At 66.5% G+C, this 15,223-nt stretch carries 11 protein-coding genes; 2 read left to right on the top strand and 9 right to left on the bottom strand.

Annotated features, from left to right (window positions below):
- Window positions 1-22: 22 nt before the first annotated feature.
- Window positions 23-727: a pyridoxamine 5'-phosphate oxidase family protein gene (locus tag AC07P1_RS05415; RefSeq protein ID WP_494695363.1), complete on the bottom strand. Its 705-nt coding sequence runs from the start codon at window positions 725-727 to the stop codon at window positions 23-25.
- 81 nt (window positions 728-808) lie between these two features.
- Here AC07P1_RS05415 and pdxR point away from each other — a divergent pair, with 81 nt between their 5' ends.
- Window positions 809-2,317, top strand: a complete 1,509-nt coding sequence (gene pdxR / locus AC07P1_RS05410) for a MocR-like pyridoxine biosynthesis transcription factor PdxR (RefSeq protein ID WP_494694840.1) — start codon at window positions 809-811, stop codon at window positions 2,315-2,317.
- Window positions 2,318-2,430: 113 nt separating this feature from the next.
- On the opposite strand, the gene AC07P1_RS05405 is transcribed toward pdxR, so the two are convergent.
- From AC07P1_RS05405 to AC07P1_RS05370, 8 genes are all read right to left on the bottom strand, one after another.
- Window positions 2,431-4,878, bottom strand: a complete 2,448-nt coding sequence (locus AC07P1_RS05405) for a TonB-dependent receptor plug domain-containing protein (protein ID WP_494694839.1) — start codon at window positions 4,876-4,878, stop codon at window positions 2,431-2,433.
- A 287-nt stretch (window positions 4,879-5,165) separates the two neighbouring features.
- Window positions 5,166-5,954 carry a spermine/spermidine synthase domain-containing protein gene (locus tag AC07P1_RS05400; RefSeq protein ID WP_494694838.1) on the bottom strand — a complete coding sequence of 263 codons (789 nt, stop codon included), beginning with the start codon at window positions 5,952-5,954 and terminating at the stop codon, window positions 5,166-5,168.
- A gap of 9 nt (window positions 5,955-5,963) precedes the next feature.
- Complete coding sequence (locus tag AC07P1_RS05395) at window positions 5,964-7,307, bottom strand: sensor histidine kinase (RefSeq protein ID WP_494694837.1); 1,344 nt, start codon at window positions 7,305-7,307, stop codon at window positions 5,964-5,966.
- 23 nt (window positions 7,308-7,330) lie between these two features.
- Entirely contained in the window at window positions 7,331-8,677 is a 1,347-nt protein-coding gene (locus AC07P1_RS05390; protein ID WP_494694836.1) for a sigma-54-dependent transcriptional regulator, read from the bottom strand.
- Window positions 8,678-8,738: 61 nt separating this feature from the next.
- A complete protein-coding gene (locus tag AC07P1_RS05385) occupies window positions 8,739-9,974 on the bottom strand; it encodes an FtsX-like permease family protein (RefSeq protein WP_494694835.1) in 1,236 nt (411 codons plus the stop codon).
- Between the two features lie 12 nt (window positions 9,975-9,986).
- Complete coding sequence (locus AC07P1_RS05380; RefSeq protein ID WP_494694834.1) at window positions 9,987-11,324, bottom strand: ABC transporter permease; 1,338 nt, start codon at window positions 11,322-11,324, stop codon at window positions 9,987-9,989.
- Window positions 11,314-12,057 (bottom strand): ABC transporter ATP-binding protein, encoded by a 744-nt coding sequence (locus AC07P1_RS05375; protein ID WP_494694833.1) that lies wholly within the window; start codon window positions 12,055-12,057, stop codon window positions 11,314-11,316. The genes AC07P1_RS05380 and AC07P1_RS05375 overlap by 11 nt, the downstream gene beginning before the upstream one ends.
- Window positions 12,058-12,088: 31 nt before the next feature.
- Window positions 12,089-13,357 carry an efflux RND transporter periplasmic adaptor subunit gene (locus AC07P1_RS05370; RefSeq protein WP_494694832.1) on the bottom strand — a complete coding sequence of 423 codons (1,269 nt, stop codon included), beginning with the start codon at window positions 13,355-13,357 and terminating at the stop codon, window positions 12,089-12,091.
- Between the two features lie 295 nt (window positions 13,358-13,652).
- Here AC07P1_RS05370 and AC07P1_RS05365 point away from each other — a divergent pair, with 295 nt between their 5' ends.
- Entirely contained in the window at window positions 13,653-15,173 is a 1,521-nt protein-coding gene (locus tag AC07P1_RS05365; RefSeq protein ID WP_494694831.1) for a MutS-related protein, read from the top strand.
- The last annotated feature ends 50 nt before the right edge of the window (window positions 15,174-15,223 follow it).

Genomic DNA, 15,223 nt, shown 5'->3' with positions numbered 1-15,223 from the left:
ATGGCCGATTACGGCGTTCCGCCTAATCCGCCCTACGTGTCTCCTCGCAACCTTCCCACTGGCGGACATAGTCCGGCGCTTCGATGGTGCAGGCCGCATGCCGTTGCGGCGCCATCGGGGTTCGCGCCCACGGTAGCACGCCCGCCCAAACCGGCCATTGCATGTCTTCCTCGTCGTCACTCGGGCCGCCGCTGCGCACCTTGCACGCTGCTTCGTCCAGCGAGATACGCATGATGGTGGTGGCCGCGTATTCCTTGTCGTTGCCCGGGCGGACCTGTGCCTGGCGTCCCGGCGCCAGCTTTTCCATGAATGCTTCCAGCGTGCGATGGCGCTCGGCTTCATCGGTGACCACCTCGAAGCGGCCATAGATCATCGCCGACCGATAGTTCATCGTATGGCTGAAGGCCGATCGCGCCAACACCAGGCCATCCAGATGCGTGATCGTCACGCAGGTCTCGCTTTCCACCAGGCGCTTGAGCATCCGGCTGCCGTTCGAGCCGTGGATGTACAAATGCCCGTCCTCGCGCCAGCACGCGGTCGGAATGCAATGCGAACCTTTGGCGTCGCTGAAGGCGATGTGGCACAGGTAGGCGTCGTCGATGATGGCGTGCAGGGTGTCTGTGTCGTACTTCGCCTTCTCGGCGCTACGGCGCACGCGGGTGCGGTCGCTCGGGGCGGTGGCGGTGGCTTGGTGCGCGGGGTTGGCTGCTGCGGTCATGATCTCCATCCAAAATGAGTGAAACATCAATATAATGGCTTGCTGGCCCTGTAAAAAGGTCCAGAAATATGCAATTTGATGGAGCCACGAATGGATATGTCCCTGTTAATCACCGGCTATGCGGCGCAGCACGGCCACCGGGGCTGGCCGCGCCAGCGTATGCTGCACGAATGCCTGCGCGCGGCGATCCGCAGCGGCACATTGGCCGCCGGCACGCGGCTTGCCGCTTCGCGCGCACTGGCCGAGGAGCTGGGACTGGCGCGCAACACGGTGTTGTACGCGTACGAGCAGTTGGCCAGCGAAGGCTTCGTCACCACCGATCGGCGTGGCACAGTGGTGGCGACGATCGCGGCGGACCGCAAGCCGTCGCCGTCACCACAGGCGTTGGCGCAAGCCGGCTTGTCGCAACGCGCGCGCGGACTGCGGCCCTTGTCCGGTCCCGCCGAAACGATGGGCGCATTCGTTCCCGGCGTGCCCGCGCTCGACCATTTTCCGTTGACCTTGTGGCGCCGCATGCTGGAACGCGCATGGCGTTCGTTGGCGGTGGCGCAGCTGAATTACGGCGATCCGGCCGGCGAACCGTTGCTGCGCGAGGCCATCGCCGACCACCTGCGCGCGGCGCGCGGCGTGGTCTGCGATGCGGGCCAGGTGTTCATCACGGACGGCACGCAGAGCAGCCTGGATTTGTGCCTGCGCGCGCTGGCCGACGCCGGCGACACGATCTGGATCGAGAGTCCGGGCTATGGCGGCGCGCTGGCGGCGTCGCGCGGCGCCGGGCTGAATGTGGCGGGGATAGAAGTGGACGACGACGGCATCGCGCCGACGCCGGAGGATTGGTTGCTGCGGCCGCCGCGACTGATCTATACGACGCCGTCGCACCAGTATCCGGTTGGCAGCGTGCTCAGTTTGCGTCGCCGTCTGGCGCTGATCGAGGCGGCGCGCGGCGCCGGCGCGCTGATCATCGAGGACGATTACGACAGCGAGTTCCGGCACGATGGCGCGCCGCTGTCGGCCATGCAGGGCCTGGCGCCGGATGCGCCGGTGGTGTATCTGGGGACCTTCAGCAAGACCATGTTCCCGTCGCTGCGGATCGCTTTTGTGGTGGTGCCGCAGGCGCTGGAGACGGCGTTCGCGCTGATGCGGGCGCAGTCGCATGCGGGCGGGCGGACGGCGGAGCAGCTGGCGCTGGCGGAATTCTTACGCAGCGGGCAGTTCGCGTTGCATGTGCGACGCATGCGCAGGCTGTACCGGCAGCGTCGCGACGCGCTGGTGGTGTCGCTGGAGCGGCATATGGGTTCGGTGGCGACGGTGCATGGGGGATCGGCCGGCATGCATCTGGCGCTGCGCTTCAGGGACGAGGCGATGGATGATCTGGCGGTCAGCGCGCAGGCGCTGGAGCACGGGATCGTGGTCAACGCGCTAAGCCGCCACGATACCCAGGGAACGTCGGGATGGCGGGGTTTGATGCTCGGCTACGCGCAGGTGCCGGCGGAGCGGATGGACGAGCTGGTGAAGCGGCTGGCGGCGGTTGTGCACACGGCGGCTTTTGAGCAGGGCCGCGCAGGCAAAGTCACCACTGTTACACGTAGGGCGGATTAGCGAAGCGTAATCGGCCATGCATGAGTCGCCGACGGCGCATACATGGCCGATTACGGCGTTCCGCCTAATCCGCCCTACGTGTTTCCCGGGTCGCGCAATTGCCGTGTCCTCGCTTAGAACGCGGTATCCATGCGGATGTACATCGAGCGGCCGTTCACGCCGATCGGGCAGGTTTCCCAGCAGCGGGTGAAGCCCAGTTTCGGGAAGTCGCCGCCGTTGGTCCATTCCGATGGCAGTTCGTTGAACATGTTGTTCACGCCGACGCTGAGGAAGGTGCGCTTGCTGAAGCCATACCGCACCGACGCGTCAACCAGCCATTTGGCGTCCCACGTTTGCAGGGGGCTGAAGCTTTGCGCCTGCACTTCGCCGTAGTAGTTGGCGCGGGTGTTGACGTTCCACGCGCCGGCCGTGTAGTCGGCCGCCACCACGTGGTGCTTGCGCGGCTGGCCGCGTTCGATCAAGGTCACCTGCGCCTGGTCGAACAGCTGCTCGCCGGTCAGCACCGTCGATGTCGAATGGCGCTTGCTCACCTCTGTCTTGTTGAAGCCCAGCTGACCGGACAGCACCAGCGACGACGCCGCGAACTTGGTGGTGTGCTCGGCCACGACGTCCAGGCCGCGCGTGCGGGTATCGACCGCGTTGGTGAAGAACTGCGCCTGGCCCACGCCCAGCGGACGCAGGATGTTGGTGATCGGGCCGCCGCCGGCCTCCGGTGCGATTTCGCTGGAGAAGACGATGCGGTCCTTGATCTTGATCTGGTACGCGTCGACCGTCAGCGACATGTTCTTGGCCGGGCGCAGCACCATGCCGACGCTGCCGCTAGTCGAGGTTTCCTCTTTCAGCGGGGCGATGCCGAAGGCCTGCGTGACCGAGCTGCCTTCGCGCGCGGTCAGCGTTTCGGTCAGCACGCCGTTATTCAGGTTGGTCGACACGGAGCTGTAGAAGCGCTGCTGCACGCTCGGCGCGCGGAAGCCGCTCGAGACGCTGCCGCGGAAGCCGACCGTCTTGCTCGGGTCGTAGCGGGCGCTCAGCTTACCGGTGGTGGTGTTGCCGAAGTCCGAGTATTTTTCAAAGCGCACGGCGCCGGCCAGGGTCAGGTTCTCCAGCGGCTTGTGTTCGGCGTCGAGGAACAGCGCGATGTTGTGGCGGCCCGAATCGACGGCGGTGGCCGGCGTGTAGCCGGGGAAGCCCTGGATGCCCGCCGCCGCCGTCGCGCCGCTTGGCGTGGTGATGGCGATGGCCGGGTTGTTGGTGCGGCCGTACTGGTAGGAGACCGGGTCGCCGGCGACGATCTGGTAGTTGTCGCGGCGGTACTCGAAGCCGGTGGCGACGAAGACGCTGGCATCGCCGATTTTGACCGGGCCCTTGATGTCGGCGTTGATCGTGGTCTGGTCGAACTTCAGGGTGCCGGTGTCGGCCTCGCGCGGCGATTCGGCGTAGATGCCGCCGCCCGGTTTCGGCTCGTACCAGTAGCTGGTGTTCAAGCTGTCCGATTCGTGGAACGCCAGTTCGCTGGCGCCGTGGTTGATGCTGATGTCGGCCTTCCAGTCGTTGGGCAGGTCGCGGCGGTAGCCGAAGGCGAACGAGGCGTCCTTGATGTCGGTGTGGATCGCCGGCAGGAAGCCGTTCGGGTAGACCGCCTGCACGGTGCGGGCGTCGCCGGCCGAGCGGAAGAAGCCGAACGAGTCGCTCTTGCGCTTGGACAGGCCGCCGAAGGCATAGAACTCGCTGCTCTTGTCGATCGGGATGGCGCCGTTCCACCAGAAGTAGGTGTCGCGGGTGTTGCTGTCGCCCAGGTGCTGGGTCACGCGCGGCGGGTCCACGCGCAGCGAGTCGGGGCCGGCGCGGTTGGTTTCGCCGCGCTTGCGCGCCTCGACGGTCAGGTTGAGGAAGCCGCCGTCCTGGCCCAGCGCGAAGCCGGTGTTGGCGCTGCCGGAGTACAGGTCGCCGTCGCCTTCGGAGGTGGTGCCGACGGTGCCGCTCAGCGAGGTCTCGCTGGTCTGCGTCTTGAGCACGATGTTGATCACGCCGGCGATGGCGTCCGAGCCGTATTGGGCGGCGGCGCCGTCGCGCAGCACCTCGATGCGCTGGATCGCCGCCAGCGGAATGGCGTTGATGTCGGTGCCGGCCGAGCCGCGTCCGACGGTTTGCTGGACGTTGACCAGCGCCTGCTGGTGGCGGCGCTTGCCGTTAATGAGCACCAGCACCTGGTCCGGCCCGAGCGAGCGCAGGGTGGCCGGACGGATGCTGTCGGTGCCGTCGCTGACGAAGGTGCTCGAGAAGTTGAACGACGGGTCCAGCGTTTGCAGCAGTTTGCCCAGTTCCAGCGGGCCGGCCGTTTGCATGTCCTTCAGGCCGATCAGGCCGACCGGGGCCGAGGTGTCGAGCGCGGTCTTGGCGACCGTGCGCGAGCCGAGGACGACGACCGTCTGCTCCTTGGCCAGTTGCTCGTCGGCGGCGGCCTGGGTTTGCGCCAGGCCCGGACCGGCCGCCAGCAGCAGGATGGCGCTGGCGAGCAGCGTGCGCTTGAACCGGGGTGCTACTGTCAGTGCTCTTGTCATGTATTTCTCTCTTTGTTTTTGTTGGGACGCCGCTGGTAGCGGTCGTTGAGAAAATACTATCTTGAGCTGTCGCACGGCTGCAACGCGGCATGCACCAACTTGTTGCGCAATGTGTACGATTGCTAATATTGCTCGCGTTGTGCAGGGATGTGGCGTAATCTGGCCGACGGCCCGCACCTTGCGCGCCGCAAAACGGTGCGAAACTGTGGCGTGCCCGCATCGGTATGAGGCGCTTGCATATCGATAGGCGAAAAACGCGCTAAGTCGGTGCGTCCTTCAAGACAACTCTATTGCTGGTCCAGCATCCACCCTTTAAGGCCGTTGACCCAGGATTTGGCGGGCAGGTTCAGCGTCTTTTTGATGGCGCCGGCGCGCTCGTACAGCACCGCGAAATCGATCACCGGCGACTCCTTGAAGGCGATCACCACGATGTTGGCGTCGTGGACCTCGGGCAGCCAGACCACGGCGTCGAACACCTGCTCCATCGTTTGCAAATTCTTGTCGTAGTTGGAAAAGTCGCCGAAGACGTTGGTGGTCATGATGCCGCCGTCGCGCAGGCAGTCGTGGCAGGCCTGGTAGAACTCGGGCGAGTCGAGCACCGGGCCGCGCGCCTCCTCGTCGTACAGGTCGACCTGCAGCACGTCGACCATGCCGTGGTTGGCCGGGTCGAGCACGAAATCCATCGCGTTCATTTCGATCACGTTCAGGCGCTCGTCGTTCGACGGCAGGCCGAATTGCGCGTTGCAGATCGCGATGACGTTGGGATTGAGTTCGACCGCCGTCACGCGCGCCTGCGGCAGGCGGCGGTGGCAGAATTTGGTCAGCGCCGCGCTGCCCAGTCCCAGTTGGACGATGTGGCGCGGGCTGTCGTTGAACAGTAACCACATCATCATCATTTGCACGTATTCGAGCTCGATGTTGTCCGGCTTGGACAGGCGCATGGCGCCCTGCACCCAGGAGGTACCCAGGTGCAGGCTGCGCACGCCCTCGAATTCGGTGATGGTGGCCGGCGGATGGCCGGGCTGGTCGTAACGGACGGCGTTGGGGGCGAAATTTGGGGCGGACTTGGAAGACATGCCGCCAGTTTAACAGGCCAGCGGCAGGATGATGGTCACCGCCAGCCCACCGCCGTCGCGGTTGGCCAGGGTGATGCGCCCGCCGTGTGCCTCGGCGATTTCGCGCGCCAGCGCCAGGCCCAGTCCCGTGCCGCTACGTTTGGTGGAGTAGAACGGCACCAGCGCGTTGGTCAGCACCGTGTCGCTCATGCCGGGACCCCGGTCCAGAACATCGATGCGCACCGCCTCGTGCAGGCGCCGCACCTCCAGGCCGACCTGCGCGGACGGCGAGCCCGATTCGTGGGCGTTCTTGAGCAGGTTGAGTAGCGCCTGCTCCAGCTGCGCCGCGTCGAAGGCGCAGGATTCGGCCGGCGGTTCGCCCGCCAGCGCGAACTCGACCTGCTGCGACAGCCGCGCCAGGAACGCCGGCCAGTGATGCGGCTCGAGCCGGGGCGCCGGCAGCTTGGCGAAGCGCGCGTAGCCGAGGATGAAGCTTTCCAGGTGGCGGGTGCGCTCCTCGATCGTCTCCAGGATCTGCGGCAGGCGCTCGGTCTGGCCGCGCCGCACCAGTTCCGCGCCCGAATGGGCCAGCGAGGTCAGTGGCGCGAGCGAATTGTTCAACTCATGGCTGATCACGCGGATGACTTTTTTCCACGTTTGCACTTCTTGCCGGCGCAGCTCCATGGTCAGTTGGCGCAGCAGCAGCAGTTCGTGGCGCCGCCCGTTCAAATTGAAGCTGCGGCGCGCCAGGTGGTAGACCTCTTCCTCGTCGATGTCGTCAGCCTTGGCGCCGTCCTTGGTGGTGAACAGGCCGTCGCCGCCGCGCGCCATCGCCTCCACCAGCGCCGGCGACGCCTTCGCCAGCACGTCTTCAAGGCGGTGGCCCTCAAGCTTGCGGCCTTCGTTGAGCAGCTGGCGCGCGGCGATGTTGGCATACACCACCGGGCCGGATTCGCTCACAAGCAGCATCGCCACCGGCGTGTTCTGCACCATGGTGTCGAGCAGCAGTTCGCGCTGCACCAGGTCGAGCCGCTGCTGGCGCAGCACGTCGCCCAGCGCGTTGTGCGCGGCAACCAGGTCGCTCAGTTCATCGTTCTGCGGCCAGTGCAGGCTGAAGGAAAAGTCGCCGTCGCGGTAGCTGGTGACGGTGCCGGTCAGCGCGCGGAACAGCGAGAGCATGTATTCGAGCTGGGAGCGGATGGTGATGATGGAGATCGGCAGCACGCATAGCAGGCATACCGCCAGCACCAGGCCGGGATTGTCGGGGAAGAAGTGGGTCATGGCCAGCGCGATGACGATGCCGACCGTGAGCAGGGTGCCGATCAACGCCGTCCAGCGCGTGAGCAGGGAAAGACGCAGGCTTTTCCCGCGCATGTCTCTTGAAGGGGGCGCCGCCATCAGGAGCGGGCGATGCCCAGCCGTTCCATGCGGCGGTACAGCGCCTGGCGCGACAAGCCCAGTTCCGCCGCCGCCTGCGCCACCACGCCGCCGGCGCGGCTCAGGGCCAGGCCGATGGCGTCGCGGTCAGGTTCGCGCACGCTTTCCTCCATCGTCGTCGCGGCGGCCGCCGGCAGACCGAGGTCGCCGACCTTGATGGTGTCGCCCTGGGCCAGCAGGCCGGCGCGCGCCATGACGTTTTTCAGTTCGCGCACATTGCCCGGCCACGGGTGGGCCAGCAGCGCCGCTTGCGCCGACGGGTGCAATTGCAGGTTCTGGTGCGCGCCAAGGAAATGGCGCGCCAGCGGCAGGATGTCGGCCGGGCGTCCGGACAGCGGCGGCAACCGCAGCTCGATCACGTTGAGGCGGTAGAACAGGTCCTCGCGGAAGCTGCCGGCCTTGATCATCGCCTGCAGGTCGGCGTTGGTGGCGCTGACCACGCGCACCTTGACCTGGCGTTCGCGGTTGGAGCCGAGGCGCTCGAAGCGGCCCGTCTCCAGCACGCGCAGCAGCTTCATTTGTCCGGCCAGCGGCAGGTTGCCGATTTCGTCGAGGAACAGCGTGCCGCCGTCGGCCGCCTCGAACTTGCCCTCGCGCGCCTTGGAGGCGCCGGTGTAGGCGCCCGCCTCGGCGCCGAACAATTCGGCCTCGATCAATTCGGCCGGCAGCGCGCCGCAGTTGAGCACCACGAAGGGGCCGTCGCGCACCGAGGAATTGGCCTGGATGATGTTGGCGATGCATTCCTTGCCGGTGCCGTTGGGGCCCGAGATCAGCACCGGCACGTCGGCGCGCGCGACCTGGCAGGCCAGGTGCACAACGCGCTCGGTGGCCGGGTCCTGCCACACCATGCCGCACAAGTCGTAGCCGCGTTCGAGCTCGCGCCGCTGGCGCAGCTCCGTTTGCAGCCGTTGGTGCAGCGCGCGCTTGGCCAGGCCAAGTTCTATCAGGTTGTTGACGGTGGCGATCAGGCGGTTGTCGTCCCACGGCTTGGCCAGGTAGTCGGCGGCGCCGGCCTTGACCAGGTCGACCGCCGCGTCCAGGTGGGTCCAGGCGGTCAGCAGGATCACCGGCAGGTCGGGGTGGCGCTCGCGGATGGCGCGGAACAGCGCCGTGCCTTCTTCGCCGGAGGTGGTGTCGGCGCTGAAGTTCATATCCTGGATCACCAGGTCGACCGGCTGTCGCGCCAGCAGCGCCAGGCCGGCTTCGGGCGAGGCGGCGCGCACCGCTTCGATGTCGTGCAGCGAGAACAGCACTTCGAGCGCGATGGCGACGGCGGCGTTGTCGTCAATTATCAGTACGGTAGGCATGACGCAAGCATAACATTGTCGCGCCATGCCGGGTGCCGCGATCTCCATCTGCCGGCCGCTGTCACGCGCTGCGCGTGGCCGTCGCCGGCGAGATGGTGGCGGCGCGCCACGCCGGCCCGTAGACGGCGGCCACGCCCAGCGCCAGGAACACGCCGGCGCCGGCCAGCAGATAGCCGCCGGGCAGGCGCGCCATCTCCAGTTTGCTCACCAGCAGCTGGTTCAGGCCCAGCGCCAGCAGCACGCCGGCCGCCACGCCGGCGCTGGTGATCATGATGTTCTCGGTGACGAAGTAGCGCAGGATGTCGATCCGGCGGGCGCCGAGCGCGCGCCGCACGCCGATCTGCTTGCGCCGCTGCGTCACCCACAGGCTGGCCATGCCGACGATGCCGCTGGCGGTGATCAGCAACAGCAGCACGCTGACCGTCACCAGCATCCACGCCATCGCCTGGTCGGCGCGATAGCGGGCGTTGCGGATTTCGTTCATGCTGCGGGTCTTGACGATCACCGGCGTCGGCGAGGCGGCCGTCAGCGCCGCCGCCGTCTCCTTGATGACGCGGTCCAACTGGCCCGGTTCGGCGCGTACGGTGTAGTTGTGCGTGTCGTCGCCGGTCAGGCGCACCGGCACCAGGGTCGAGTATTCGCCGTCGTCCTTGATCTGGGCGCCGGGGGTTTGCAGTTTCTCGACCACGCCGATCACGCGCACCTCTTTGGCGTCGTTGCCCGTGCCGAAGAAGAAGCTCTTGCCGACAAAGCTGCTCTGCCCCGGCCACAGCTTCTCGCCCAGCGCCCGTGTGATGATGGCGAGCTTGGAGAAATCGCTGCTGGTGTTCTGATCGATTTCCGGCACCTCGCCGGGCACGAAGTCGCGGCCCTCGACCAGTTGCAGGCCCCAGGTCTTGATCAGCGAATCGGCGCTGAAATAGGTGGTCGTCGTGGCGGTGGTCTTGAGCTGCTTGCGGTCGATCGCCAGGCTGCTGTAGTTGCCGGAGCGCGACAGCGGCATCTGGCTGGTGGACCCCACCGACATCACGCCCGGCACCGCGCGCAGGGTGGCCGTTTCTGCGCGCTGCACGGCCAACTGGTCTTGGTGGGAGCCGTATTTGAGGTGGCGGATCTGCAGGCTCAGGACGTCCTGCTCGTTGGCGATGCCGCTGGCGCGCGCCGACACGGCTTGGCGCACCTGTACGATGTGCAGCGCGTTGGCCAGGATAGCGAGGCTGAGCGCCACCTGCACGGCCACCAGGATTGGGCCTGTTTTATTGCGCAACAGCGCGGATAATATGGGACGGATTTCCATGAGCGGCCTCGTTTATTGGGATTTGAGTTGCAGCGCCGGCGTTACCTGGCAGGCGCGCCAGGTTGGCAGCAGCCCGGCCAGCACGGCCGACAGCACGGCCAGCGCGAAGGTGGTCAGCAACATGATCCAGTCCATGTGCGCCACCGCCGTCAGCGCCTTCGACTGCATGGCGATCAGCGCCAGCGCGCCGAACGCCAGCAGCAAGCCGAGCGCGCCGCCGGCCAGGCCGACCACCGTGGTCTCGATCAGGAACTGGTTGAAGATTTCGCGGCGCGAGGCGCCCAGCGCGCGGCGGATGCCCACTTCGGCGGCGCGCACCGAGAACTTGGCCAGCAGCAGGCCGATGGTGTTGACCAGGCACAGGACCAGGAAGCCGAACGCCAGCCAGGCCGACAGCTTGCTGTCGTTGGCCACCACCTTCAGGTAGTCGAGCCATTCGCGCACGTCGTAGAGCATATTGGGGGCGTTGCGCTTCAGCCGTCCCAGCTTGCGCTGCTCGATGGCGTAGCTGTCGAGGAAGCTTTGCAGTTCGGCGCGGTCGGCGCCGCTGCGCGTCTCGAACCAGAACTGGATCCAGGTACACTCGGAGTCCAGGAAGGCCTGGAAGCCGGGGCCGGTATCGCCGCTGCAGCTGGTGCTGCCGTTGCGCTGCATCTCGTGGCGGATCGCGCTACTAAATGGGATGTACAGCTCCTCCTCCTCGCTGAAGGCGCCGTCCCTGGCGCCGATCACGCGGTGGAAGCGCGGCACCACGTTCCAGGTATCGAGCACGCCGACGATCTGGTACTGGAAGCCGCCCATGGTCATGCGCCGGCCGACCGGATCGGCGTCGCCGTACAGTTTTTCGGACAGCTTGCGGCTTAGGACCACGACATCGGCGCCGGCCTTGTCGTCGGCCGGGCTCCAGCCCTGGCCGTGCAGGAAGGGCGCCTCGAACATGTTGAAGAAATCGCCGCTCGGGGCGATGCCGCCGGCGTTGAAGACGCCGATGTCCTTGCGCGCCGGCTCGATCGCCACGGCGATGCCATAGATCGCCGTGCGGCGCTCGCCGGCTTTGCTGTTGAGGAGATTGACGGCGTCGCGGTAGCTGATCTGCTTGTCGTTGGGACCGTCGGCGGGCGACCAGCCCTCCAGCGGGCCGTTGTCGACCAGCGGCACGAACAGGCGGTCGCTCTTGCTGGGGATCGGATCGCCCGACATCACGTGCAGGATGGTCAGGGTGGCGATGCTGGCTGCCACGCCGATGGCCAGCGTCAGCACCATCAGCGCGGTCAGCGCCGGATTGCGGCGCAGGCTGCGCAGGCCGAGCATGAAGTAGTACTGGAACATGGCGGTCCCCTTAGGCGACATGCGACTTGCCGTCGGCGCCGTGGGCATGGGCGTTGGCATTGGCATCGAACAGCGACGGCGCCTTGCGCACCAGGTCCGAAACCTGGCCGTCGATGATGTGGACATTGCGCTGCGAGCGCACCGCCAGTTCCGGATCGTGCGTGACCATCAGGATGGTGGTGCCCTGGGCGTTGATCTCCTCGAGCAGTTCCATGACGCCGCGCGCCATCTGCGTATCGAGGTTGCCGGTCGGTTCGTCGGCCAGCAGCAGCTTGGGCGAGCCCGCCAGCGCGCGCGCGATCGCCACGCGCTGCTGCTGGCCGCCGGACAGTTCGGCCGGATAGTGCTTCATGCGCGAGGCCAGGCCGACCTTGGACAGCGCGTCCTCGATGCGCTCCTTGCGCTCGGCGGCGTTGAAGCCCCGGTAGCGCAGCGGCACGTCGACGTTGTCGAACAACGACAGGTCCGGAATCAGGTTGAAGCCCTGGAAGATGAAGCCCAGTTTTTCGTTGCGCAGGCGCGAGCGCGCGTTGTCGTCCATGCCCTTGACGTTGATGCCGTCGAGGATGTACTCGCCATCGGTGAATTCCTCCAGCAGGCCGGCGATGTTGAGGAAGCTGGTTTTGCCGGAACCGGACGGACCGGTGACGGTGACGAATTCGCCCTGCTTGACGTTGATCTCGAAGCCGCGCAGCGCGTGGGTTTCGATCATGTGGGTGCGATAGACTTTGCTCAGGTTTTGCATGCGCAGCATAATGGATTCCTTTGGACTGGTGTCGAGTAAATTAGTTGTTGATCGAGACGCGCGCGGCGTTCTCGAACGTTTCGCTGCCGGCGATGACGATCTTGTCGCCTTGTTTCAGGCCATCGAGGATCTCCACGGCGGAGACGCTGGTGGCGCCCATCTTGATCGGCGTGCGTATGGCGATGCCGTCGCGGACCACGTAGGCGAAGCGGCCGCCCTCGGATTCGACGAACGGGCCGCGCTGCACCATCAGCGTGTTGGGTTTTTCGTCGATCAGCAGGCGCGCGGTGATGCGCTGGTTCTGGCGCAGGCCGGCCGGCTGGGCGCCGTTGAAGCGCACCCGCGCCAGCACCTGGTTCTTGACCACCTCCGGCGACAGCGCCGACAGCTTGCCGGTGGCGGTGCCGGTGCCGACGTTGATCTCGGCGCTCATGCCCAGGCCGATGTCGGCGACGTAGGTCTCGGGCACCTCCAGTTCGACCTCCAGTTTGGACAGGTCGACCAGGGTCATGAGCGGGGTGTTGAGCGGCACCACGCTGCGGTTGGCGACCGACAGCGTGCCGATGAAACCGTCGACCGGCGCGCGCACCGTCAACTCGTCGACGCGGCGCTGGGCGTTGGACAGGATCATGCGCTGCTGTTCCAGCTGTTTGACCTTCGAGGTCAGCTCCAGCGCCACGTTGTCGCTTTCCAGTTCGGCCGCCTGGCGGGCGTGGCGGGCGCGGATATCGGCGGAGTTCAACGCGTCCTTGGCCTTCTGGTAGTCGATCTTGGCGACGATGCCGTCGTTGGCGACGGCGTCGTAGCGCTCCAGCGTGCGCTGGGCGGACAGGCGGTCGATTTCGGCGGTGTCGGCGTCGCGCCGGGCCAGCAGTTTTTGTTTGCGGGCCAGGATTTTCTGGCGCTCGACGTCGGCCTCGATCTGCGCGTAGGCCGATTGTTCGCGTTTGAGCGCGTCCGACAGGTCGGGTGATTCGAGCACCGCCAGCACGTCGCCTTTTTTGACGGTGTCGCCGGCGGCGGCCTTCAGCGTGACGGTGGCCGGGGACGTCGAGTACAAGGTGGGGCTGATGGCGGCGACGATGCGGCCGTTGACGGCGGCGTCGCGGATCAGGGTGCCGCGCGTGACTTCGGCGATGCGCAGGCGCGAGATGTTGACCGAATGGTCGCTGCCGCGCCAGGTGTGGAACAGGTAGTATCCCGTTGCCAGCAGCGCGACCGAGGCGGCTGCGATGACGAGGCGGCGCTTGGCCGTTTGGCCCTTGGGGGCGGCGATGACGGCGTCTTGGCTGGAGGTGTCGCGGATCATGGTGGTCGTCGAGAAAAAGATATGCGGTGCTTTGCAGGATTCGTGCCAATTTGTAAGTGGTTGAATTTGCTCGGGATTCTTGGTCTGTCCGCTGTCCGGGTGTCCGGGTTTTGTCCGCTGTGGCGTCCGGCGCCGGTTGATATTTTGCCAATTGGAATCATATGCGGGGCTGTCGCCACAGGCCGTCGGCGGAGCTTGGCGGATTACGCTGCGCTAATCCGCCCTACGTGGTTCAACTATTATTTTCTTACCCATGACTTTGATCGACAGGCTTACCCGGTTTTTGCTTCCCGCCATGCCGGCCGATGATATCGGCGACTATCCCTATGTCGCCAGCGACGTGGCGCTTTACCAGCGCACCTTGCACGGGGACGGCGGCGCGCTCGATGCGCAGACCTGGGACGATATGCTGCTGCCCCAATACAGCGCGCAGCTGGCGCGCGGCACCAGCATCCTCGGGCAGCAGGAGCTGCACCGCCGCCTGCACGCGCCGGACGGCGGCGCCGCGCAGGTCGCGGCATCCGCCGCGCGGGTGCGGACGCTGGTGGACGATGGCGGACTGCGGCAGCGATTGCTCACCGCCTGCGAGGGGCTGCGCCGCGCGGACCGCGAAGTCGGCGAGACCTTGTTCGGCGCGGCGCCGGCGCCGGTGCCGCGCTGGGCGCGCTATTTACCTTGGCTGCCGGTGGCGTTTCTGCTGTCGGCCACGCTGGCGCTGGTCGGCGGTTTCCTGCCGCTGTGGGGCGTGACCTTGGGATTGTGGTTGGCGCTGTCGCTGGTGCAAATGCGCTTTAGCGAGGCGGCGTCGGAATGGGGGCGCATCCTCAAGACGCTGCAGCAGATGCTGCGCGCGCATACGCTGCTGTCGCAGATCGACGTCCCGATGACGGCCGACCTGCGCGACGACGCGGCGCGCGCCGGCAAGGTCAATCGCGGCATCTGCCGCTCGCCGATGGCGCATATGCCGGGGGTGCGCGAATACGGCGACTGGCTTTGGCTGATGAACATCCGCCACTACTTCGCCAGCCGCGAGGTTGTGCGCGCCAACCTCGATCTGCTGCGCGCGAGTTTTCAGCGGGTCGCGGCGCTGGAGGCCGACCTGGCGCTGGCACGGCATTTGACCGAGACGCCACGGTATTGCTGGTCCGGGCAAGGGCAGGGCGTGGCGTTGGAGAATGCCGTGCATCCGCTGCTGGCCGAGCCGGCGCCGTTGTCGTTCTCGCTGGAACGGCAGGGCGCCTTCATCTCCGGCCAGAACGGCATCGGCAAGAGCACCTTGCTGCGCACCGTGGGGTTGAATCTGATCGTGGCGCGCGCCTTCGGGTTCAGTTACGCCGACGCCGCCGTCACGCCGTCGCTGCCGGTTTACTCCAGCATGCAGAACGAGGACGCGCTCGAAGGCGGCGAGAGCCTGTACATCGCCGAGTTGCGCCGTGCCCGGGAGCTGCTGGCGCTGGCCGACCGGGCGCCGGCGATCTTCATTATCGACGAGATCTTCAGGGGCACGAACCATCTGGAATCGATATCGGCCGCCGCCGCCGTGCTGCATACGCTGTCGGCGTCGGGCCGGGTCATCGTCTCGTCGCACAACCTGGTGCTGGCGCCTTTGCTGGGCGGGGCGCTGGCGCCGTGGTGCGTCGGCCGCGTGGACGGGCAGCTGCGCCTGGCGCCCGGCGTGCTGAAGGAAACCAACGGCATCGCGCTGCTGGCGGACCGCGGCTTCGACGCCGCCATCTCGGCCAAGGCCAACCGCGTCCACGACTGGCTCAGCGACTACATGGCCCATCCGACCGATTGCGAGGCGGTGCTGGAATAAACCGCTTACTGTGTACCACCGGAATGAAAAAAACCAAAGCAAGCAACAAA

The organism is Duganella sp. GW821-FHT07F09, assembly GCF_059418705.1.
The sequence above is the reverse complement of the archived record's forward strand: the minus strand, read 5'-3'. Positions and strand labels throughout refer to the sequence as shown.

What these genes read in the sequence shown, in the direction of transcription:
- AC07P1_RS05415 (WP_494695363.1), bottom strand. Translation starts at nt 727, where the DNA reads ATGGAGATCATGACCGCAGCAGCCAACCCCGCGCACCAAGCCACCGCC.
- pdxR (WP_494694840.1), top strand. Translation starts at nt 809, where the DNA reads ATGGATATGTCCCTGTTAATCACCGGCTATGCGGCGCAGCACGGCCAC.
- AC07P1_RS05405 (WP_494694839.1), bottom strand. Translation starts at nt 4,878, where the DNA reads ATGACAAGAGCACTGACAGTAGCACCCCGGTTCAAGCGCACGCTGCTC.
- AC07P1_RS05400 (WP_494694838.1), bottom strand. Translation starts at nt 5,954, where the DNA reads ATGTCTTCCAAGTCCGCCCCAAATTTCGCCCCCAACGCCGTCCGTTAC.
- AC07P1_RS05395 (WP_494694837.1), bottom strand. Translation starts at nt 7,307, where the DNA reads ATGCGCGGGAAAAGCCTGCGTCTTTCCCTGCTCACGCGCTGGACGGCG.
- AC07P1_RS05390 (WP_494694836.1), bottom strand. Translation starts at nt 8,677, where the DNA reads ATGCCTACCGTACTGATAATTGACGACAACGCCGCCGTCGCCATCGCG.
- AC07P1_RS05385 (WP_494694835.1), bottom strand. Translation starts at nt 9,974, where the DNA reads ATGGAAATCCGTCCCATATTATCCGCGCTGTTGCGCAATAAAACAGGC.
- AC07P1_RS05380 (WP_494694834.1), bottom strand. Translation starts at nt 11,324, where the DNA reads ATGTCGCCTAAGGGGACCGCCATGTTCCAGTACTACTTCATGCTCGGC.
- AC07P1_RS05375 (WP_494694833.1), bottom strand. Translation starts at nt 12,057, where the DNA reads ATGCTGCGCATGCAAAACCTGAGCAAAGTCTATCGCACCCACATGATC.
- AC07P1_RS05370 (WP_494694832.1), bottom strand. Translation starts at nt 13,357, where the DNA reads ATGATCCGCGACACCTCCAGCCAAGACGCCGTCATCGCCGCCCCCAAG.
- AC07P1_RS05365 (WP_494694831.1), top strand. Translation starts at nt 13,653, where the DNA reads ATGCCGGCCGATGATATCGGCGACTATCCCTATGTCGCCAGCGACGTG.